Genomic DNA, 18,676 nt, shown 5'->3' with positions numbered 1-18,676 from the left:
CGACTAAAATTTACTGTTGCATGGCTATGCGCTGCGGCGATTATCTATTCAGAGTTGCTGCTTGTTCACTTTTATAAACTAATTGTTAATTACTGATTTTAAAGTAATAACCTTTTAGTTTTACCAGAATAAAAAAGAGGAAAGTGCATAGCGCAACTTTCCTCTTTTTTTCACTCGTTGTTACTGATTGTAAAACTTATGACAGATTTCTAATCAGTTCATTAGGTGATAGTACCGTTAGTGGTTTACAAGCCCTTGTGCCTATAACCGCCACAAACAAGCTGCCTACTGCTGTTGCTAATAGCCACAATGTTGGGTGTGGTTGCCATGGCATTTCAATGACGAAGGTTTGAATAAGCCACAGTGCTAGCTCTGTGGTTAGGGCTGCGATAAAGCCAGCAAGTGCGCCTGAGATCAAAAACTCAATGGCGATTGAGCGTTGCAGAAGTTTCTTGCCTGCGCCTAGCGTTCGTAAAATAACGAGATCTTGATGGCGCTGCTGGTAGCTTGCTTGAATTTGTACCAACAAGACCAAGATCGCTGCACACACCACTAAGAACATGATGTAAGACAATGCTAAGGATACTTGCTCAATGATTTCACGCAGCTGTTTGATCAGGCGATCTATTTTAATCAAAGAGATTGTCGGGTAGTTGATCAACAGCTCTTTGAGCACTGGATGCTGCTCTTTATCGACGTAGAACGATGAGATATAGGTCGATGGCATGTCACCAAGCGCAGGGCGGTTGAAAATCAACATAAAATTAGGTCGCATTGAGCGCCAATGCACATCGCGCACGCTGGTCACTGTAGCCACAACTTCTTCTTCACCAATCAAGGTAGTGAGCTTATCGCCAATGTTGATCTCCAAACGTTCAGCTGCGTCAGCTTCGATGGAAACTTGTAGATCGGTATCGGATGGATCCCACCATTCACCTTGAGTAATCGGATTTCCATCAGGCTTTTCATCGCGCCAAGTTAGGCTGAGCTCACGACCAAAACCGCGTCGTCCGCTGCGTTTACGTTCATTATCAACATTGCCTTCACTGTCATATCCGCCGACTACATCGTCGTTTATTTGTGACACTCTGCCGCGAATGATTGGATACAGATCGCTAGTTTCAACATCGTATTTTTTCATGAGGGCTTCGATTTCGCCCACTTGATCTGGCGTCACATTGCCAAGGAAGTGGTTGGCGGTGCCTTCAGGAATTTGGCTTTGCCATTCATCGATAAGCTCATTGCGCAATAGCAGAACAATCAGCATCAACATGACTGCTGTGGCGATGCTGGCGATTTGCATACTCGCCTGATTTGCCCGTTGATAGAGGGAGGCCATCGCTAGTTTAAAGGGGCTAGCTGCACTAAATTGTTTACCGCGTGATAATCGAATTATTACCCATGCCATGCTGCTTAAGACTAAGGCAATTACTGCGGCAATAGTTAAGGTGATTAACGACAATTTGATATCTTGTGAGTAAGTGAGTAGCAAGATAAAAATTGCGCCACCAAATACTAAACCATTTTTCCAAAGTCCCAGCGGCGCGCTGTCCATATCGCGTTTGATTACCCGCATCACAGGCACGCTAAACAGACGCAGCATTGGCGTTAGTGAGAATAAAGCAGCACAGATAGCGCCGGTGCTTAAAGCTATCAGTAACGGCTTAGCGCCAAGTCCCGGCAGCTCTTTTGGCAGACTTTGCGGTAAGTAATGTTGCACCAGCGCAAATGCCGCTTCTTGCAGGACAAAACCGACAAGCAAACCAAGGGCAATACCTATGGCCGCTAGCGTAGCGAGTTGATAGACAAATATTTTGCGAATGGTGCTATCGTTTGTACCTAGGGTTTTTAGTAGCGCCACTGTATCGAGTTGGTGCTGGCTAAAGCGGGACGCTGTCACCGAAATTGCAGTGGCGGCAAGAATAATACCTAGCAGGCTTGATAGCAGTAAGAATTGATTCGCTCTTTCAAGTGAATTGGCCAATGGCGAGTTTTCACCTTTGATATCTTGCCAATTTTGATTGGTTTTTAAATCTGGCTTAATGGCTTGATAAAATTCTTTTAGCTGCTCGTCTTCACCACTGTAGAGATAGTTGTAGTAGACACGACTTCCCGGTTGGACGATGTTAGTTGCGGCAACGTCGAGATCATTAATAAAAATAGTCGGGCTGGAATTAAAAATGGAAAACGAGCCATCAGGTTCGTTGGTGACAATGCCGCCGATGGTTAGGGTGGTATCACCGACATCTACTTTATCGCCTATCTTGGCGTTAAAGCGCACTAAAAGCTCTGGTGATGCCCACATCTGTCCTTGTGGTGGCGGGCCAACACGTACTGTGCCTTGAGTATCTAGCGGAACATCAATTAGTGGTTTGTCACTAATTTTGAGCTCACCGCGCAAAGGATACGGGCCTTTTACCGCCTTGGTATAGGCGAGTAGCATTTCATCACCGTGAAATACCATCGAGTTAAAACTGAGGTATTCGGCGGCTTTTATTTGATAATTTTGCGCGCGATTGAGAATGCTCTCGTCGATCGCATGGGCAGATGATAACACGCGATCTGCCGCTAAAAAGTTACTTCCTTTCGCGACCAGTGCTTGATTAAGACGTTCGCCAAAACCACTCAATGAAAAGACTGAGGTAACAGCAAGGGCAATCGCCAGAATAAAGATCGTGAGTTCACCGCGCTTGATCTGCTGCTTGAGAAGCGCAGTTGCCGGTTTAAACCACATCTGACAGCTCCTTCTCTTTCACGTCTTCGCTAATTTGACCATCGTCCATGGTGATGATGCGCTGACAATTCTGCGCTAGTTTTGGATCATGGGTTACTAAGACAAGCGTGGTATTAAGCTGCTGATTTAGTTCAAACAATAACTCTTCGATGCGCTTGCCATTAGAGCCGTCGAGATTGCCCGTTGGTTCATCGGCAAATAGAATTTTCGGCTGGCAAATAAATGCACGGGCGATAGCAACTCGTTGCTGCTCACCGCCAGATAGTTGGTTAGGGTAGTGATCGTCACGATGGCTTAAACCAACTTTATCTAACAATTCTTTGGCTTTTTGCTCGGCGTTTTCAAGGCCTGCAAGTTGCGCTGGCAGCATCACATTTTCTAGTGCGGTTAACGCTGGTAGTAGTAGGAATGATTGGAAAATGAAGCCCACTTTTTTTGCTCTAAGTTCGGTGCGCTCTTCTTCTGATAATTGATGCAGTGGCGCACCATCTAGCCAAATTTCACCGGCGCTAGCGCAGTCTAGTCCTGCTAATAATCCTAGCAGGGTCGATTTACCCGAACCCGATGCGCCGACAATGGCGATAGATTGTCCTTGCTTGACATTTAACGAGATAGACTTAAGTATCTCTAGGGTTCCATTATTTACTGCTACTTGTTTTATAAGATCTTTAACTATGATGATATTGTTTACTGCTTTTTCTTCACTCATGCGTCGCGCCTATGTAACTGTTTTATTGAGCCTTGTTGCTATAGTTCCGGCTCATGCCACTAATGTTCTTTTACTGGGTGATAGTCTCAGTGCTAGCTACGGAATGCAAGCGTCAAAAGGCTGGGCGCATTTAGCGGAGCTAGAGCTGCAAAAAACACATCCCGATTTTAAATTACTAAATTTTAGTGCCAGTGGCGAAACAACCGGTGGCGGAAAAGCTAGGCTGGCTCGGCTTTTGGAGAAGAATAAGGTCGATGTTTTGTGGATTGAATTAGGGGGCAATGACGGCCTTCGAGGCTACCCAATCAATACAATTCGTAACAATTTAAGCGCGATGGTAAAGATGGGTAAAGATAAGGGAATTAAGGTGATTGTGACTCAGATCCAAATTCCACCGAGTATGGGTAAGCGCTACACGTCGATGTTTACAGGTTTGTATCCAAAGCTAGCCGAGCAAGAACAAGTTACCTTGATGCCATTCTTTATTGAATCTGTAGCCACCAACCCTGAACTTATGCAAAACGATTTGATTCATCCAAACGAACAAGCACAGCCAATTATTGCCAAGGAAGTAGTCGCCTATTTTAAAGATTATCTATCGAAGTAGTTGATAATGATTTTCATTTACATGTGTCGTGATTGCTTTACAATGGCATTTTTATTAGGGAATAAATCGATGAAATCTATTGCAAAATTATCGCTACTAAGCGCAGTGGCAATCTCATTACTTGGTGGTTGTGCCTCGACCACGCCAGCAAACACCGCGCCTAATTCTGTGGCTAAAGTTACAGCTGTCCCTTCGTTATATGACTATCAGTTACTGACGCCAACAGGTGAACCCATTTCAATTGAGGAGCTTGTCGCGAAACATCAAGACGCTAATGTTTTCATGGTTGGCGAGTTTCACGCGCATCCGGCGGTGCATCTTTTTCAAGCGAGACTAATGGCATATATAGCAGCGCAAGATAAGCCCTTAGCGCTGTCGATGGAGCAATTTACCCGTGCCGATCAAGCAATCCTTTCTCGATATGTGAAGGGCGAGGTGGGGGAAATTACGCTCACTAATAAAACTAAAGTATGGGATAACTATAAGAGCGATTATCGTCCATTAGTGGAAATTGCAAGGCAACAATCCTTACCTGTTATTGCTGCCAACGCACCGAGAAGTATTGTGAAGTGTATTGGTCGTCAAGGCCCACAATATCTTGAAAAGCTGCCAGCACAAGAGCGCAAGTTAGTGGCTAAAAATATCGATATTTCTGATTCTCCTTATCGCCAAAAATTCCTGAGTAATATGCGTGGCATGACTTTAAGTGATGAGCGCATTAACCAAATGTTTGGCGCGCAGATGGCTTGGGATGCAACTATGGCTGAGTCGATTGCTCTGCATTTAGAGCAAAATCCACAGCAGCGCATTTTTCATATCGCAGGCCGCTTTCATATCATTAATGGTTTAGGGACTGGTGCTGAATTAAAGAAACTTAAGCCAGATGCCAAAATCGTTTATATCAGCGCAACAATGGCAGAAGAACAAGGCAGTGTTTCTGACTATCAACTGCGTATTTCACCTTTACCAAAGATGTGGGTAAACAAAGACGAACGCAGTCTTGTGATGAGTGGTCATAAGCGAAGCAAAATCGAATGCCTTTAAGCTTGTTTAACTATATGAGTCGTTACTTTTTGTATCAGTGACTTACAAGTATTAAATTTCAAATTTTCGGTCGTTAGTCATAATTTTTCTAAACAATTGTGATGAGCGGCCGAATTATTATGTAGCACTATATTATTGTTTTTTATTTCAAAGTAATTCTCTCGAGCTATTGAAAGTAATTAATTTTACTTAATTTAAATAATTACATTCAATTTTAGTAGTAGAGGGGGGTGTTTTCGGTGTACTTTGTTTTAAAAGGCTTTAGAATATTTTTCTTGATTTAAGTCAATTGATGGAACCAAACGACTTTCCCTCCCTTTTTTTCAAGGCGTCGTTCCCATTAATTTTAATAATTGCGCTAAATAAGTAACTTTGCCGATTGCATATGGCTTTTAAATAGTAGAGTTGACCATGTTATCTAAAATAAAAATATCGCAAAAAGTTTATATCTTAGGGGTAATTCAATTATTGCTCATCTGCTTAGTGGGTGGCGTTGGCTACAGTCAGATGTCTAAGATTGGTTTAGAGCTTATCGATATCGCCGAAGAAGACATTCCGCTAACTAAAATGCTTACCATGCTTACCGAGCATCAGCTACAAGAAGCTGTTATGTTTGAGCGAGCCTTGCGGGCTGGAATGAACTCTTCAGTATCAGATTCGCAGCGACAAGCTGATGTACAAGCGGTTCAAACCGACCTTAATAGCCTTATCGTAAAATCCACCAAAGAATTTAAAGAAACCAAAGCGTTTATTGAAGAGGGAATTACTAAACTTCATTCACAAGACGCTATTGCCGAATATCGTGCGTTATTGGCGCGTTTGACTAGTGTTGAAAGTAACTACAGCAAATTAAAACTAGAATCGGAACAAGTTATTCAGGCTGTGTTGACGACAAATGATTATGGCAGTCTTAAGAGCTCTCTCGATCTCGTGCAAGAACACCGTGATGATATCGATCATGAGCTAATTAAAATGCTCGACTCGATTCAAGAGTTTACACTCGCAGCGGCATTACAAGCCGAGAAAGATGAATTAGCGGGCATTAAAATTATCAGCGGTTTATTGTTGTTTAGCATTATAATCGCAATCGTTGTTCCTTATTTCATAGCCCGCTCAATTTCGACACCATTAGTTACTCTTAATGAGCGTTTAGAACAGATTGCTAATGGCGATGGCGATTTAACGCAGTCATTATCTGAGCGTTATCAAGATGAAACTGGCGATATAGCCCGTTCATTTAATGCCTTTGTGTTGAAACTGCGCACTATTATTACCGACATAACCTCTTCGGTAGAAGTGCTAGATAGCTCATCGAAAGCTGCTAGCGGCGAAATGCTAGTGACGCTTGATAATATCGAAAAACAGCGTAACGAAATAGAAGCGGTAGCATCAGCGGTTAATCAAATGAATACTGCAACGCACGAGGTTGCTACCAATACGTCTCAAGCCTCTGAAATGGCTGGTGCAGTGCGCGATAGTGTTAATAGCGGCCAACAATCAGCAGAAGATTCGCATCGCATTGTCCAGCAATTGGCTCAAGAAATTGAAATGGCATCTAATACAATTGGCGCACTGGCTGAGAAAACTGATGGTATCGGTATGGTGCTTGACACCATTCGCGCGATTGCCGAACAAACTAACTTGCTGGCACTTAATGCGGCGATTGAAGCGGCGCGTGCTGGTGAATCTGGTCGAGGATTTGCGGTAGTTGCCGATGAAGTTCGTTCACTTGCCCAGCGCACGCAAAGTTCGACGGGGGATATTCAAACCTTAGTTGAAGGCTTGCAAGAAGAAGCTAAAAACGCTGTGGAATGTATGGATAAGGGTAGCGATAGCACAGTTAAGTGTTTAGCAATGAGTAGTGCTGCTACTGAGGCTTTTGAAGAGGTGTCGCAGATTGTTAACAACATTTCGTCATTGAATGAGCAAATCGCTACAGCAGCGGAAGAGCAATCGGCTGTCGCCACTGAGGTTAATAATAACCTCAACAGTATTACGAGTATCGCTGTCGCAACAAGTGATGGAGCGTTAAATACGTCGAAGGCTAACGAAACTATTAATTCCGGTTTAGGTGAGCTGAGAAGTCATGTTCATCAGTTTAAGACCTAAATTAGGTTAGATTTCTCAAGTCATAAAAAAGGTCAGCATTTGCTGACCTTTTTGTTTTCACGTTATTTTACAATGTGTAATTAAATTGCATCGACACAACATAAGCGTTAATGCTGTAATCAGCCTGATAGCTGCTGTTGTAGATTTTCATATCTTGCGCATTGTATTCGTTATCTTCAAACTTCGTGTCTTTCATTACCATCACACCAGCAGCGAAATCTAAGCTCCAGTTTTCTTGACTTTGGTAGTGACCACCCAAGGTAAACCAGGTGCGATCGTTGGCCGGAATTCGAGCGCTGCGATAATTGCTGTTTACTGGCGAGTTGTCCTGCGCTATACCAGCCTTTACTGTCCATGTTTTGTTAAACTGATAAGTCGCTCCCACGGCAAATGCCCAAGCGTCTTGCCAATGTTCTGGAATGTAGCCAATGTAGCCGTCTGCATTAAGGTTTTGGGATTGTTGGGTGCTAGCGCTAATCGGTGTTTGAGTGTCATTTGATAGAACGCTGATGTCGGTGAATTTACTCCACTGAGTCCAAGTTGCTGTTGCCTGCACTGACCATTGGCTATCTATCTGGTTGTCAACGCTAATAATGGCGCTTTGTGGTGTGTGTAAATCTAGTTTCGATTGTTCAGTTTTCGTCGGTGATACCGCTAATTTGCCAGTTGTTAAATCGACTACAGGCAGCTTAGAGCCATCTACCACGCCTGGAATTGTTGGTACTGTCCAGTATTGCGCAGGATTGTCGGCATATTGTACGAACTCGCCAGTGATAGGCGTGTTCGTGATTTTCGAATCACCTTTTAGTGTGTACTTAACCGCAGAGTGATAGCTAACACCTAACTTGGTGCTATCGGTTAATTGATAGTGCAAACCTAGGGTGTAGCTTGGTTTGATATCATCACCAGACACTTCGTAGAAGCTATTACAGTAAGCAGGTTGTGCTACATCGGTGAAAGTGCCGCGACTTAGCTGAGTGTATTGACCATTAATGCCTGCACCTAGCTCACACAGACCGCTGTGATCTTTGAATTTGCTCAAGGTTCCTTGGGCGTAATTTAAAGCAACAGCAGCGCCGATGCTTAGCTTGTCGTTTACTTGATAGCTCACTGATGGCTGTAGGGCGATAACTTTTAATTCTGTTTCTTGGGCGAAGTAACGACCAACAAAGTCGTCGTTATACTCGCTTGAAGTACCGAAAGGTACGGCAACTGAGAAACCTACAGCCCACTTGTCGTTTAATGGCTTAGCATAGTGAAAATGAGGAATTGGCGAGGTTTTGCCAATGCTGCCTGAATCTGGGCCTGAAATCGGCATGCCTTGAGCGCTTTTACCACTGGCATTAGTGAATTTACCATCGACATTAGCGACGTTGAGGCCAACAACCCATTGCGCTTGTTTTAGCTGTGATAATGCCGCTGGGTTAGTAAAGGCAACGCTGGCGTCGGTGATTTGTGCACCGCGACCTGCATAGGCATTGCCCATGGCACTGGTTGATTGTTCGAAAAGTTTAAAACCCGCTGCATTAGCCGATGATGCGAGTACCGAGGTCACAGCTAGTGCCACTAACGAGTATTTATTTTTGGAGATTGAAGACATAGTTCCACTTATTTATCGATATTAGAGCAAAAGCTCAAAAGTGGCGCAATATAGCGTATAAAAGCAACTATTGTAATCGATGGTGAAACAAGCGTTTGATTTGTGCGCTTTGTGTCGATTGTTTAATCGGTTCGGCGAGTGAGTGACTCGTTGTTGTAAGCAATCAATTGCTCTAGAGCATCTATTTTCACTTCATGGCGGACGGTGGCGCCAGCTTTGTATTGCTGACTAAAAGTATCGAACCATAAATCGAGTAAATCACCATTGGCAATCTCAGCTGGGGCAATCTCACCATAGCTTCGCAATATATGGGCGGCGACTTCGGCGGTGGCCAGTCGATCATCGCCGTTAGCTTTGCGCAGACGATGACGCTCGTCTTGTGAATCAAGATTAATCGACAGAACAGGGAAGTTTGCCAAATAAGGGCTCTTGCGAAACATCTTCTTGGCCTCGCGCCAACTTCCGTCAAGGAGAATAAACAGCGGTGTCTTATTCCTCAGTTTAACATCGCTCACCTTGTGAATGACCTGTTGTTGTTCATTGGCATAATCAGCTGGGAACACAATAAAAGGTTGATATTGAGGATCGTTAATAGTGGCTAGCAGCGCTTGGTCTATGTCGGTTCGACGCCAAATAAAAGCGTGGGTATCCTCGATTAAATCGGCAATAAGGCGGCCAGTATTGCTGGGTTTTAAGACCTCGTCATCCCACATCAATAGCAAGAATGCGGCCTTGCTATCACATTGTGGTTTGTGCTGACAAATACAAAAGTCGAGGGCGATACGGCAGTCGTCACAGCGTTTCACATTATAACCACGGGCTTTAAATGGCTTGGTGGCGATGCTTTTGCGATAGTGAAATAGGCGTTGGACGGCGTGCATAAATCGTTCTGGTGTGTAACTAAGATTACGTTATTATACTTAACCTTGCGTTTAAATCTTGGTTATTTCATTGGGAATGTGAGCACATGCCACGACATTTTTCTATTCGCGCCTATACAAAATCCTTCAAGCGCCATCATCACACCTACCATCAGTTGGTACTGCCGCTGATGGGAAGTATCCATATCGAGGTTGGTGACTATCAGGGAATAGCATCGGTTGGCGATTGCGTGATTATTCGCGAAATGCAATCTCATGCGTTTAGCGCCGATGAAGCTGCGCGCTTTATCGTTATTGATAGCGATAGCTTGCCGCAAAACCTATCGGAGAGTGTGCAGCAAAAGATACGCGTTGATGACGGCGTACTGGCATTTTGCCAATTCTTAGAACGACAGCTGTCGCTAAATGTTGATAGCGATGTCGAAAGTAGTGCCTTTGAATTATTGATGCAATTGTTAGCGCAGCAGAAAAATCATCGACTGTTAGACAAACGGCTGGAAAAGGTGATTGATTACATCAACACCCATCTGGCTGAGCCGTTAACCATTACGCAACTGGCGACAATTGCTTGCTTGAGTGACACTCAATTTAAGGTGGTGTTTAAGCAGCAAATGACTGTGACTTTTAGTCAATATCTTCGTCTGCAGCGGATGTCGAAAGCCAAATCATTACTCACCTATACCGATAAACCGATCGCGATAGTGGCGCAAGACGTGGGTTATTTAAATAGCTCTGCTTTTAGTCGCCAATTTAAATCACATTTTGGCGTTTCGCCGAAACAGGTTCAGTCTTCTTAACGCAATAAACCGTCTTTTGCGCACAGTATTTATTTTTATTGTTGTCATAATACGCCGCAGATTTATGAGGAGTATCAATGAAAATTTTAGCAACCTTAAGCGGCTTAATGGCGATAGTAATGTGGGGGGCATTTGCACTGTTAACCCAAAAGATTAACGGTATGCCACCTTATTTATTGTTAGCGATGTGTTTCTTTTTCGCCGCGCTTATCTTACCAACGCTGCGTTTAGTAAGTGCTAAACCGCTTGTGTCGCGTCCAACGTTTACTTGGCGAGGATGTCTGATTAGCATTAGTTGCTTAATGTTCTTTCACGTGTTTTATTTTATGGCGTTAGATTATGCGCCAGTCATTCAAGTAAGTATGATCAGCTATTTATGGCCAATGATGCTCGCGTTGCTGGTGGCTGGAAAGGGTAGCCGCTTGCAAGCATTGGTTGGCGGAGTCGTCGGTTTATTTGCCGTATCTCTAGTGCTTGGCTGGGAGCATTTATCGCTATCATCAGATTATGCGTTGGGCTATTTATTCGCATTTGGCTGCGCCGTAACTTGGGCAAGCTATTCATTCTATCTATCAAAAGCCAATAACAGCATCGATGATATGCCGTGGTTGTGTTTAGGCGTGTCTGTTATCTCATTGATTATTAGCGCGTTAACAGAAAGCTGGGCGGTGGTTTTTGATAATCAGCTTATCTTTGCCATCGCGTTATTAGCATTAGGCCCAGTTGGCGGCGCGTTCTACTGTTGGGAGTTTGGCCTTAAGAGAGGGAATTCATCGTTAATAGCTTCGTTGAGTTTTAGTGCTCCACTAATTTCAGCGCTCCTATTAGCAAGCTTTGGTTATGCTCAGTGGTCGAGTAATTTGGCACTGGCGTTAGGCCTACTGATTAGCGCGTCGATTATTATTAACTATAAAAAATCTGATGTACAAAAGCCGCAACTTGTTGAATAGTTGAATCTGAAATTATTATTTGAAGAGTGCATCTGCTATGGCTATTTCCTGCAACTTATACGACACGATAGAAATTGTGTGTATGTATCGTTATCCAGTTACCTTGTCGCTAAAAAATGGTGATGAAGTGACAGGAATCGCTGTAGATACAGCGCGTAATGAGCATAAAGCTGAATGCATTGCACTTGATTGTGATGGCAAATCACTCTTAGTGGTGTTAGATGAGCTAAAACAAATGCGGGTTAATATTGATAACCCGCATTTGACGGTCGTTGAGTTCTAGCTAATTGCCTTGTTATCGCCTGTGTTGTTGACGGGTAACTTGAGTGTCGTTGACAGGCAGCTTGAGTGACAGAATTGTCGCTAGGGCAATAAAGAGTGTCGATATCAACAGACAAGCTGTAAGGCCATAGGCTTGATAAACCCAGCCTGACAATACCGTGCCTATCAAACGTCCCATGGCGTTGGCCATGTAGTAAAAACCGACATCTAATGACACGCCATCTTCTCCGGCGTAACGGACAATCAAATAACTGTGTAGCGATGAGTTAACCGCAAACAGCGCGCCAAAGACTAGTAAACCGCCAATGAGTGAAATCTTGATATAGAAATCGCTGCTTAGGGCAATAGCGATTAGCGCTGGAATCAAGGTTAATAGCGCTGCCCATTTAATCGCTGTTTTACCATCGGCTGGGGCGATTTTATCGTTTCCTGTTATGCGAGGCGCAATTGATTGCACCATGCCATAGGCAATGACCCAGCACGCCATAAAGCCGCCAACCCACCAGTGATTCCAGTTAAATATTTGAGCTAAAAATACTGGGAGCGCGACGACAAACCACACATCACGAGCGCCGAACAAGAATAATCTAGCCGCCGATAGCACGTTAATCGAGTGGCTCTTTGAGAGCATTTCCTTGAATTTGGGCTTATTTTTCGCCTTGCCAATATCGCCCTGTAAGGCGTATAGGCTAAAGCACCACAGCACAAATAAGAATGCGGCCATCGCAATCATTGCGTTGGTAAAACCAAGCAGGGCTAATAGCGCGCCGCCTAAGAAGAAACCGACACCTTTTAATGCGTTTTTAGAGCCTGTTAGCAACGCAATCCACTGATAGAGCTTATTGTTCTCGTTACCTGAGACTAAAAACTTAATGGAGCTTTTAGCACTCATTTTATTGAGATCTTTAGCAATACCAGACAGTGCCTGTGCCGCCATAACATAGGCTATGGTGAGATATTCATTAGGCACGGCGAGCATCAGCAGGGCAATGACCTGCATTGCCAAACCAATATTCATGGTGCGATTTAAGCCCCATTTAGCACCGAGATAACCGCCAACAAGGTTGGTGATTACGCCAAAGATTTCATAGAACAAAAACAGCATCGCGATGGCAAGCGCTTCATAACCAAGCTGGTGAAAATGCAATACCACCAGCATTCGCAGCGCGCCATCGGTCAGGGTAAAGCCCCAGTAATTTCCGGTGATAATCAGATATTGCTTGAGGCTTTGCGGCAGACCCGCGAGTTTACTCAACATGATTATTTATCACTTAGTCCGACTAGTTTCACTAATTCTGCGGTGCGGTTCGCGTAGCCCCATTCGTTGTCATACCACACGTATAGCTTCACTTGAGTGTCGTTGACGATCATAGTCGATGGTGCATCGACAATGCTTGAGCGCGGATCGGTGCGATAGTCGATAGATACTAGCGGACGCTCTTCATAACCCAAAATGTCTTTAAGCTCACCTTGTGCCGCGTCTGCCATTAACTTATTCACTTCTTCGACAGTGGTTGCGCGATCCATCTCAAACACACAGTCGGTAATCGACGCATTAGCCAGCGGGATGCGAATAGCGTGGCCGTTTAGCTTGCCTTTTAACTCAGGGAAAATATGCGTGATAGCGGTTGCTGAGCCAGTGGTTGTTGGAATTAGGCTCATGCCGCAAGCGCGGGCGCGGCGCAGATCTTTATGTGGCGCATCCAAAATAGTTTGGGTGTTGGTGATATCGTGAATAGTCGTCATGCTGCCGTGCTTAATGCCGATTTTCTCGTGCAATACTTTAACCACAGGCGCTAAACAGTTGGTGGTACAAGAAGCGGCAGTAACAATTGGATACTCGTCTTTGTTGTACAGATGATCGTTAACTCCCATCACGATGTTCAGAACGCCATCTTCTTTAACTGGTGCCGTGACTACCACGCGCTTAACACCTTGATCTAAGTAATCTTGCAACATGGCTTTTTTCTTGATTTTACCGCTGGCTTCAATCACTACGTCACAGCCTGACCAGTCAGTGTCATTGACGGCAACATTGCGGGTGCAGGCAATTGTTTTACCATCGACAATCATATTGTCGCCATCAGCAGTCGCCTCGTGATGCCAAGTGCCGTGTACTGAATCGAATGTTAGAAGATGCGCTAGTGTTGCTGCGTCACCTGCGGGATCGTTGATTTGTACCACTTCGAACTCAGGCCAGTCAAAGGCCGCACGCATTGTTAAACGTCCCATACGGCCAAAGCCGTTAATTCCTACTTTAATTGTCATAATAACCTCAATTGTTAATACGGTTTATTAACCGCAAAATCTGTCTTTGCTTGGGCGATTACTCATCGCCTTTAATGCGTTAATACTTTCTTTTATTAGCGAAATATTGTGTCTGGTTGTTTGTGCTAATACGCTTTTCGCCCATTGTGGTAGCTGCGGATTAATGCGGTAAAACACCCACTGTCCATGCTTACGGCCAACGATAATATTGGACTTTTTTAGCACCGCGAGATTGCGCGATAACTTTGGCTGACTTTCTTCATCTAATGCTTCCATTAACTCACAGACACATAATTCGCCGTGGTAATGGGTGAGCATTAGCGTGCGTAGACGAATATCGTCGGTCAGGCCTTTGTAAAAATCGATGGGGTTAAGTGCAATGTCGCCGCTGTCTTGGACTGCAAATTGTTCAGGAAACTCGGCGGCAAGGAATAGAGAAATGAGATCATCAATTTCTTGCAAAGTTTTACTAAAGGCATGAGCTTGTTGGCGTGTTTTGGGATCGGGAAGATGCCATGCTAATTGCTGTGTTGCATTGTCGTATTCTCGGCATTGCGCCTGTGCGTCTTCACACAGTGTAATAACGGTATCGAAGTGCTGGCCATCGAAATCTGAGAAGGGTTTAGAGTAGAGTACACTCGTATCAATATCGAGATCGCTAAGGGCTTTTACCGCGCGTTCATCAACGGTTTCAGGCGCCATACCGGCACTGAAAACGTCGAAATAATCGCTTGCTCTATGTGTCAACAATGCTTGTGCAAGTTGTGAACGGGCTGAGTTTCCAGTACACAAAAATAAAATGCGTTTTCGTTGATTATTCGTCATGCAAATTCTCACCTTATTAAATATGTAAAATAGTGTATATTTGATTTTTTGTATATTCAAGTGTTGGCTGAATTATTTTTTTGAGACGGGAAGTGCGTTTGTTATTTAAATGTTAACATTGTGTAAAACTTTGATTTTTATGTTGAAGTTATTTTCTAATCATCCTAGTGTAGATTTTCTAAACAATAAAAAGGAGTTAAAGATGCATAAAATTCTAACTATAACATTAGCTATTTTTCTCACCGCATGTGTTTCCACCCCCAAATCAACAATTAATATCAAAGATAATTATTTAAAAAAGCCCGATGAAATTTTGCTGACTTTAGTCGGCGTTAACGGCAAGCTGTTTGAAGGACTAATTAAAGAACCAGGTTCGTATTTATTGCAAGTAGAACGATTAGAATCTTTAAAAGGGGAAAAAGCGCAGCAAAGTTTTCATACTATGCGTGTCAAACTTGAAGAAAATCATAATTATCAGCTCATGACAAAGGAAGAAAAGGGATATATTTACGTTTGGGTTGAAGATATTAAATCTAAGAAGATAGTGTCGACCGTATCTGCATTGTCTGATTTTGAAGTCCCAGAAGTTACCCTTAACGCGCCAATGGAAACCATTGCCATATCGGGACAGCGTATCTCTAGGCTCGACAAGATAGGCACTAATCCTTGTAGTTTCAAATATACAGTTAGTGACATGAATCATGGGTTCGAAGGTTCGATTACCGATAAGAAGTTGCCTACTCGCTACAACCGTCCTCGTTGTTAGAATAAGGTGTATATTATGAAATCTATTATTAGCGTTTTAATTGTTGTTAGCATTTTCGGGAGCTCTTCTGTTGGTGCAATGAGCGAATCAAAACTAATCAGTTTATGCGAAAGTGATTGCACAACAGAGTATCAATTCTTTAGGAAGTATACTGAACAGGGATCGTCACTAGCTGAGTTTGCTATGGCAATTATGTTGTATCAGGGAATTGGGGTTGAACAAAATATCGAGAAAGCTAATCGACATTTAGCAAGGGCTGCGCGGAAAGGCGAACCCGGCGCGCAGTATCAATTGGGCTACTTTTATGAACACGGCTTGTTTAAAGCCAAAAATTTAAAGTCTGCTCGTAAGTGGTATTATCTTGCAAGTCGCAAGAATACACTTGATGCCAAAGATAAAGTCGCAAAATTAGACGAACTTCTGGAGCATCGCGATCAGAATAGTACTGAAGACACTGTCGGTGATAGCGCTGTGAATTCTGACATAAAGTCTGGATCTTCGAACTTAGCTAGCGCTGCAGAAAGAATTACTGTAGTAATGCAGGCTGATTATCGCCAGATTTTGAAAGCCGCAAAAATACAAACTTGCAATGCTAACTGTGATCCTTATTGGACTAATGTGTTAGCGCCAATACTGAAACTGAAGCGCTAATTTAAAGTAGCCTCCAATTCGGGGGCGCTTTTTTATCTCACTGCCTTAAAGTGATCTTATTCAATCTCCACTAATTTCCCGTAATTATTTCAAGACACTGCCTCTAAAACATTGGATAATTAGCGCCAATTATTTTTGGCCGTTTATTACATTGCAATTGCGGCAGCTAACACACTGGATATTTTCATGGAAATCAACGTTAACTTTCTAGATAACTTGCGACTTGAAGCGAAATTCGATGACTTTACCGTTATCGCCGACCAGCCTATTCGCTACAAAGGCGATGGCAGTGCGCCGGGGCCTTTCGATTACTTTTTAGCATCTTCGGCGATGTGTGCCGCTTATTTCGTGAAGGTTTACTGTAATTCTCGCGATATCCCAACCGATGGTATTTCGGTGTCGCAAAACAATATCGTTGATCCAGAAAATAGATATCAGCAAACCTTTAAGATTCAGGTGCAATTACCAGATAGCATTAGCGAGCGTGATCGCACGGGTATTTTACGTGCTATCGACCGCTGTACTGTGAAGCGCGTGGTGCAAAATCAGCCTGAATTTATCGTTGAAGCGGTAACTAATCTCAAAGATGAATCTGATGCCATGTTGATGGAACTGCCTGATGACGGCAGTCAGACCTTTATCGAGGGTAAAGATTTACCACTGGAAGAAACCATCAAGCAGATGACTAAGATTTTGTCTGATTTAGGCATGAAAATCGAAGTGGCATCATGGCGCAACATTGTACCGAACGTATGGTCACTGCATATTCGCGATGCGGCATCTCACATGTGTTTTACTAACGGTAAAGGCGCGACGAAAGAGAGTGCATTATGTTCGGCGTTAGGTGAATTTATCGAGCGCTTAAACTGCAACTTCTTCTACAACGATCAGTTCTTTGGCAGCGATATTGCTAATCGCGATTTCGTTCACTACCCAAATGAAAAGTGGTTTAAAGGTGATGAGTCTGACGCGCTGCCAGTAGGTATTTTAGATGATTACAGCCGTGCTATTTACGATCCTGAAGGTGAGCTTCGCGCATCGCATTTAATTGACACTAACTCGGGCAATGTCGAGCGCGGTATCTGTGCCTTGCCATATCAGCGTCATAGCGATGGCGAGACGGTGTACTTCCCGTCAAATTTAATTGAAAACTTATTCTTAAGTAACGGCATGAGCGCGGGTAACAACTTGGCAGAAGCCAAGGTGCAATGTTTATCTGAAATCTTTGAGCGCGCGGTTAAAAAGCAAATTATTAGTGAAGAGATTGTGCTACCAGAAGTGCCTAAAGAAGTTATTGCCCAATACCCAGGCATTAAAGAAGGCATTGATGCGCTAGAAGCACAAGGTTTCCCAATTGTGGTAAAAGACGCGTCACTTGGTGGTGTATTCCCTGTTATGTGTGTCACCTTGATGAACCCGAAAACAGGTGGCGTATTTGCTTCGTTTGGCGCACACCCAAGCTTTGAAGTTGCGCTAGAGCGCAGCTTAACTGAGTTGTTACAAGGTCGTAGTTTCGAAGGTTTAAACGATGTACCTAAGCCGACCTTTGAAAGTGCAGCAGTAAGTGAGCCGGAGAACTTTGTCGATCACTTTATCGATTCGACAGGTGTTATTTCATGGCGCTTCTTTAGTGAGAAATCAGAATATGACTTCTGCCACTGGGATTTCTCGGGCACGACTGAGGAAGAGAGCGATCGTTTATTTGGTATTTTGGCTGATTTAGGCAAAGAGGCTTATGTTGCTGAGTACACTGATATCGGTTATGCCTGTCGTATCTTAGTGCCTGATTACTCAGAAGTGTACATGGTGGACGATCTCATTTGGGACAACACCAACAAAGCCCTGAATTTCCGCGAAGACATCCTTAATCTTCACAGCCTAAGCGATGAAGCATTAGATGATTTATACAATCGTCTAGAAGAAAGTGAGCTTGACGTGTACACCGATATTAAAACGCTGATTGGTATCGAGTTTGATGAGAATACCAACTGGGGCCAGTTAACTATTTTAGAGCTTAAAATCTTAATTAACTTAGCCTTAGGTGATGTTGACGAAGCCATTGAGCAAGTGGGAAGTTACTTGCAATACAACGACAACACAGTCGAGCGCGGTCTGTTCTATCAAGCGCTAAATACGGTATTGGAAATTGCGGTAAATGACGAGCTAGAAATTGAAGATTACATCCACAACCTCAACCGCATGTTTAGCGTGCCAGTGATGGAAGGCGTTATCGGTAGCATTAACGGCGATGTTCGTTTTTATGGCTTAGAGCCAACGAATATGGATCTTGAAGGCTTAGATAGACATCAGCGTCTACTTAATAGCTATAACAAGCTGCATAAGGCGCGTGCAGAGCGCGCTTGTTGATAATTATCGACGTTTCTAGCCCAAGTCATATGCGGCTTGGGCATCTCCCTATTTTGTTAAGTTGTTTTTTATATTAACGTGTATTT

16 protein-coding genes are annotated in these 18,676 nt (G+C 43.6%); 9 read left to right on the top strand and 7 right to left on the bottom strand.

Translation table 11 applies throughout. The annotated features are described in order from the left end of the window. Positions 1–196 precede the first annotated feature (196 nt). A complete protein-coding gene (locus tag MHM98_RS03835) occupies positions 197–2,734 on the bottom strand; it encodes an FtsX-like permease family protein (RefSeq protein WP_239437922.1) in 2,538 nt (845 codons plus the stop codon). Beyond that, positions 2,724–3,443, bottom strand: coding sequence for an ABC transporter ATP-binding protein (locus MHM98_RS03830; RefSeq protein WP_239437921.1), 720 nt, complete (start codon positions 3,441–3,443; stop codon positions 2,724–2,726). The genes MHM98_RS03835 and MHM98_RS03830 overlap by 11 nt, the downstream gene beginning before the upstream one ends. Here MHM98_RS03830 and MHM98_RS03825 point away from each other — a divergent pair. The 3 genes from MHM98_RS03825 (at position 3,409) to MHM98_RS03815 (ending at position 7,203) form a co-directional block, all read left to right on the top strand. Continuing rightward, on the top strand, positions 3,409–4,050 hold the full coding sequence (locus tag MHM98_RS03825; RefSeq protein WP_239437920.1) for an arylesterase: 642 nt from the start codon (positions 3,409–3,411) through the stop codon (positions 4,048–4,050). The two genes, MHM98_RS03830 and MHM98_RS03825, sit on opposite strands and share 35 nt — an antisense overlap. 69 nt (positions 4,051–4,119) lie before the next feature. Beyond that, entirely contained in the window at positions 4,120–5,094 is a 975-nt protein-coding gene (locus MHM98_RS03820; RefSeq protein WP_239437919.1) for a ChaN family lipoprotein, read from the top strand. Positions 5,095–5,505: 411 nt separating this feature from the next. Then, positions 5,506–7,203 carry a methyl-accepting chemotaxis protein gene (locus tag MHM98_RS03815; protein WP_239437918.1) on the top strand — a complete coding sequence of 566 codons (1,698 nt, stop codon included), beginning with the start codon at positions 5,506–5,508 and terminating at the stop codon, positions 7,201–7,203. A 67-nt stretch (positions 7,204–7,270) separates the two neighbouring features. On the opposite strand, the gene MHM98_RS03810 is transcribed toward MHM98_RS03815, so the two are convergent. Together MHM98_RS03810 and MHM98_RS03805 are read right to left on the bottom strand one after the other, a co-directional pair. Then, the gene (locus tag MHM98_RS03810; RefSeq protein ID WP_239437917.1) at positions 7,271–8,803 is read right to left on the bottom strand and encodes an outer membrane protein transport protein; all 1,533 of its coding nucleotides are present in this window, start codon (positions 8,801–8,803) and stop codon (positions 7,271–7,273) included. Positions 8,804–8,925: 122 nt separating this feature from the next. Then, a complete protein-coding gene (locus MHM98_RS03805; protein ID WP_239437916.1) occupies positions 8,926–9,684 on the bottom strand; it encodes a tRNA-uridine aminocarboxypropyltransferase in 759 nt (252 codons plus the stop codon). 86 nt (positions 9,685–9,770) lie between these two features. On the opposite strand from MHM98_RS03805, the gene MHM98_RS03800 reads away from it, so the two are divergent. From MHM98_RS03800 to MHM98_RS03790, 3 genes are all read left to right on the top strand, one after another. Further along, the gene (locus MHM98_RS03800; RefSeq protein WP_239437914.1) at positions 9,771–10,481 is read left to right on the top strand and encodes an AraC family transcriptional regulator; all 711 of its coding nucleotides are present in this window, start codon (positions 9,771–9,773) and stop codon (positions 10,479–10,481) included. Between the two features lie 77 nt (positions 10,482–10,558). Continuing rightward, positions 10,559–11,431, top strand: a complete 873-nt coding sequence (locus MHM98_RS03795; protein WP_239437913.1) for an EamA family transporter — start codon at positions 10,559–10,561, stop codon at positions 11,429–11,431. Between the two features lie 37 nt (positions 11,432–11,468). After that, a complete protein-coding gene (locus tag MHM98_RS03790) occupies positions 11,469–11,714 on the top strand; it encodes a Rho-binding antiterminator (protein ID WP_239437912.1) in 246 nt (81 codons plus the stop codon). 12 nt (positions 11,715–11,726) lie between these two features. Here the strand turns inward: MHM98_RS03790 and arsJ are convergent, their stop codons facing one another. Genes arsJ through MHM98_RS03775 form a run of 3 tightly spaced genes read right to left on the bottom strand, consistent with a single transcriptional unit; the run spans position 11,727 to position 14,806 of the window. Next, positions 11,727–12,971 carry an organoarsenical effux MFS transporter ArsJ gene (arsJ, locus tag MHM98_RS03785; RefSeq protein WP_239437911.1) on the bottom strand — a complete coding sequence of 415 codons (1,245 nt, stop codon included), beginning with the start codon at positions 12,969–12,971 and terminating at the stop codon, positions 11,727–11,729. Positions 12,972–12,973: 2 nt separating this feature from the next. After that, the gene (locus MHM98_RS03780; RefSeq protein WP_239437910.1) at positions 12,974–13,981 is read right to left on the bottom strand and encodes an ArsJ-associated glyceraldehyde-3-phosphate dehydrogenase; all 1,008 of its coding nucleotides are present in this window, start codon (positions 13,979–13,981) and stop codon (positions 12,974–12,976) included. Positions 13,982–14,008: 27 nt separating this feature from the next. After that, entirely contained in the window at positions 14,009–14,806 is a 798-nt protein-coding gene (locus tag MHM98_RS03775; RefSeq protein ID WP_239437909.1) for a metalloregulator ArsR/SmtB family transcription factor, read from the bottom strand. A gap of 202 nt (positions 14,807–15,008) precedes the next feature. Here MHM98_RS03775 and MHM98_RS03770 point away from each other — a divergent pair, with 202 nt between their 5' ends. From MHM98_RS03770 to MHM98_RS03760, 3 genes are all read left to right on the top strand, one after another. Beyond that, complete coding sequence (locus MHM98_RS03770) at positions 15,009–15,572, top strand: hypothetical protein (protein ID WP_239437908.1); 564 nt, start codon at positions 15,009–15,011, stop codon at positions 15,570–15,572. 15 nt (positions 15,573–15,587) lie between these two features. Beyond that, complete coding sequence (locus MHM98_RS03765) at positions 15,588–16,223, top strand: tetratricopeptide repeat protein (protein ID WP_239437907.1); 636 nt, start codon at positions 15,588–15,590, stop codon at positions 16,221–16,223. 186 nt (positions 16,224–16,409) lie between these two features. Continuing rightward, positions 16,410–18,590 (top strand): OsmC domain/YcaO domain-containing protein, encoded by a 2,181-nt coding sequence (locus tag MHM98_RS03760; RefSeq protein WP_239437906.1) that lies wholly within the window; start codon positions 16,410–16,412, stop codon positions 18,588–18,590. Positions 18,591–18,676: the final 86 nt, after the last annotated feature.

The sequence above is a fragment of the Psychrobium sp. MM17-31 genome (genome assembly GCF_022347785.1).
GTDB lineage: Bacteria > Pseudomonadota > Gammaproteobacteria > Enterobacterales > Psychrobiaceae > Psychrobium.
The sequence above is the reverse complement of the archived record's forward strand: the minus strand, read 5'-3'. Positions and strand labels throughout refer to the sequence as shown.

Bases quoted from the DNA above. Each gene is read 5' to 3' on its own strand.
- MHM98_RS03835 (WP_239437922.1), bottom strand. From the start codon at position 2,734: ATGTGGTTTAAACCGGCAACTGCGCTTCTCAAGCAGCAGATCAAGCGC.
- MHM98_RS03825 (WP_239437920.1), top strand. From the start codon at position 3,409: ATGATGATATTGTTTACTGCTTTTTCTTCACTCATGCGTCGCGCCTAT.
- MHM98_RS03830 (WP_239437921.1), bottom strand. From the start codon at position 3,443: ATGAGTGAAGAAAAAGCAGTAAACAATATCATCATAGTTAAAGATCTT.
- MHM98_RS03820 (WP_239437919.1), top strand. From the start codon at position 4,120: ATGAAATCTATTGCAAAATTATCGCTACTAAGCGCAGTGGCAATCTCA.
- MHM98_RS03815 (WP_239437918.1), top strand. From the start codon at position 5,506: ATGTTATCTAAAATAAAAATATCGCAAAAAGTTTATATCTTAGGGGTA.
- MHM98_RS03810 (WP_239437917.1), bottom strand. From the start codon at position 8,803: ATGTCTTCAATCTCCAAAAATAAATACTCGTTAGTGGCACTAGCTGTG.
- MHM98_RS03805 (WP_239437916.1), bottom strand. From the start codon at position 9,684: ATGCACGCCGTCCAACGCCTATTTCACTATCGCAAAAGCATCGCCACC.
- MHM98_RS03800 (WP_239437914.1), top strand. From the start codon at position 9,771: ATGCCACGACATTTTTCTATTCGCGCCTATACAAAATCCTTCAAGCGC.
- MHM98_RS03795 (WP_239437913.1), top strand. From the start codon at position 10,559: ATGAAAATTTTAGCAACCTTAAGCGGCTTAATGGCGATAGTAATGTGG.
- MHM98_RS03790 (WP_239437912.1), top strand. From the start codon at position 11,469: ATGGCTATTTCCTGCAACTTATACGACACGATAGAAATTGTGTGTATG.
- arsJ (WP_239437911.1), bottom strand. From the start codon at position 12,971: ATGTTGAGTAAACTCGCGGGTCTGCCGCAAAGCCTCAAGCAATATCTG.
- MHM98_RS03780 (WP_239437910.1), bottom strand. From the start codon at position 13,981: ATGACAATTAAAGTAGGAATTAACGGCTTTGGCCGTATGGGACGTTTA.
- MHM98_RS03775 (WP_239437909.1), bottom strand. From the start codon at position 14,806: ATGACGAATAATCAACGAAAACGCATTTTATTTTTGTGTACTGGAAAC.
- MHM98_RS03770 (WP_239437908.1), top strand. From the start codon at position 15,009: ATGCATAAAATTCTAACTATAACATTAGCTATTTTTCTCACCGCATGT.
- MHM98_RS03765 (WP_239437907.1), top strand. From the start codon at position 15,588: ATGAAATCTATTATTAGCGTTTTAATTGTTGTTAGCATTTTCGGGAGC.
- MHM98_RS03760 (WP_239437906.1), top strand. From the start codon at position 16,410: ATGGAAATCAACGTTAACTTTCTAGATAACTTGCGACTTGAAGCGAAA.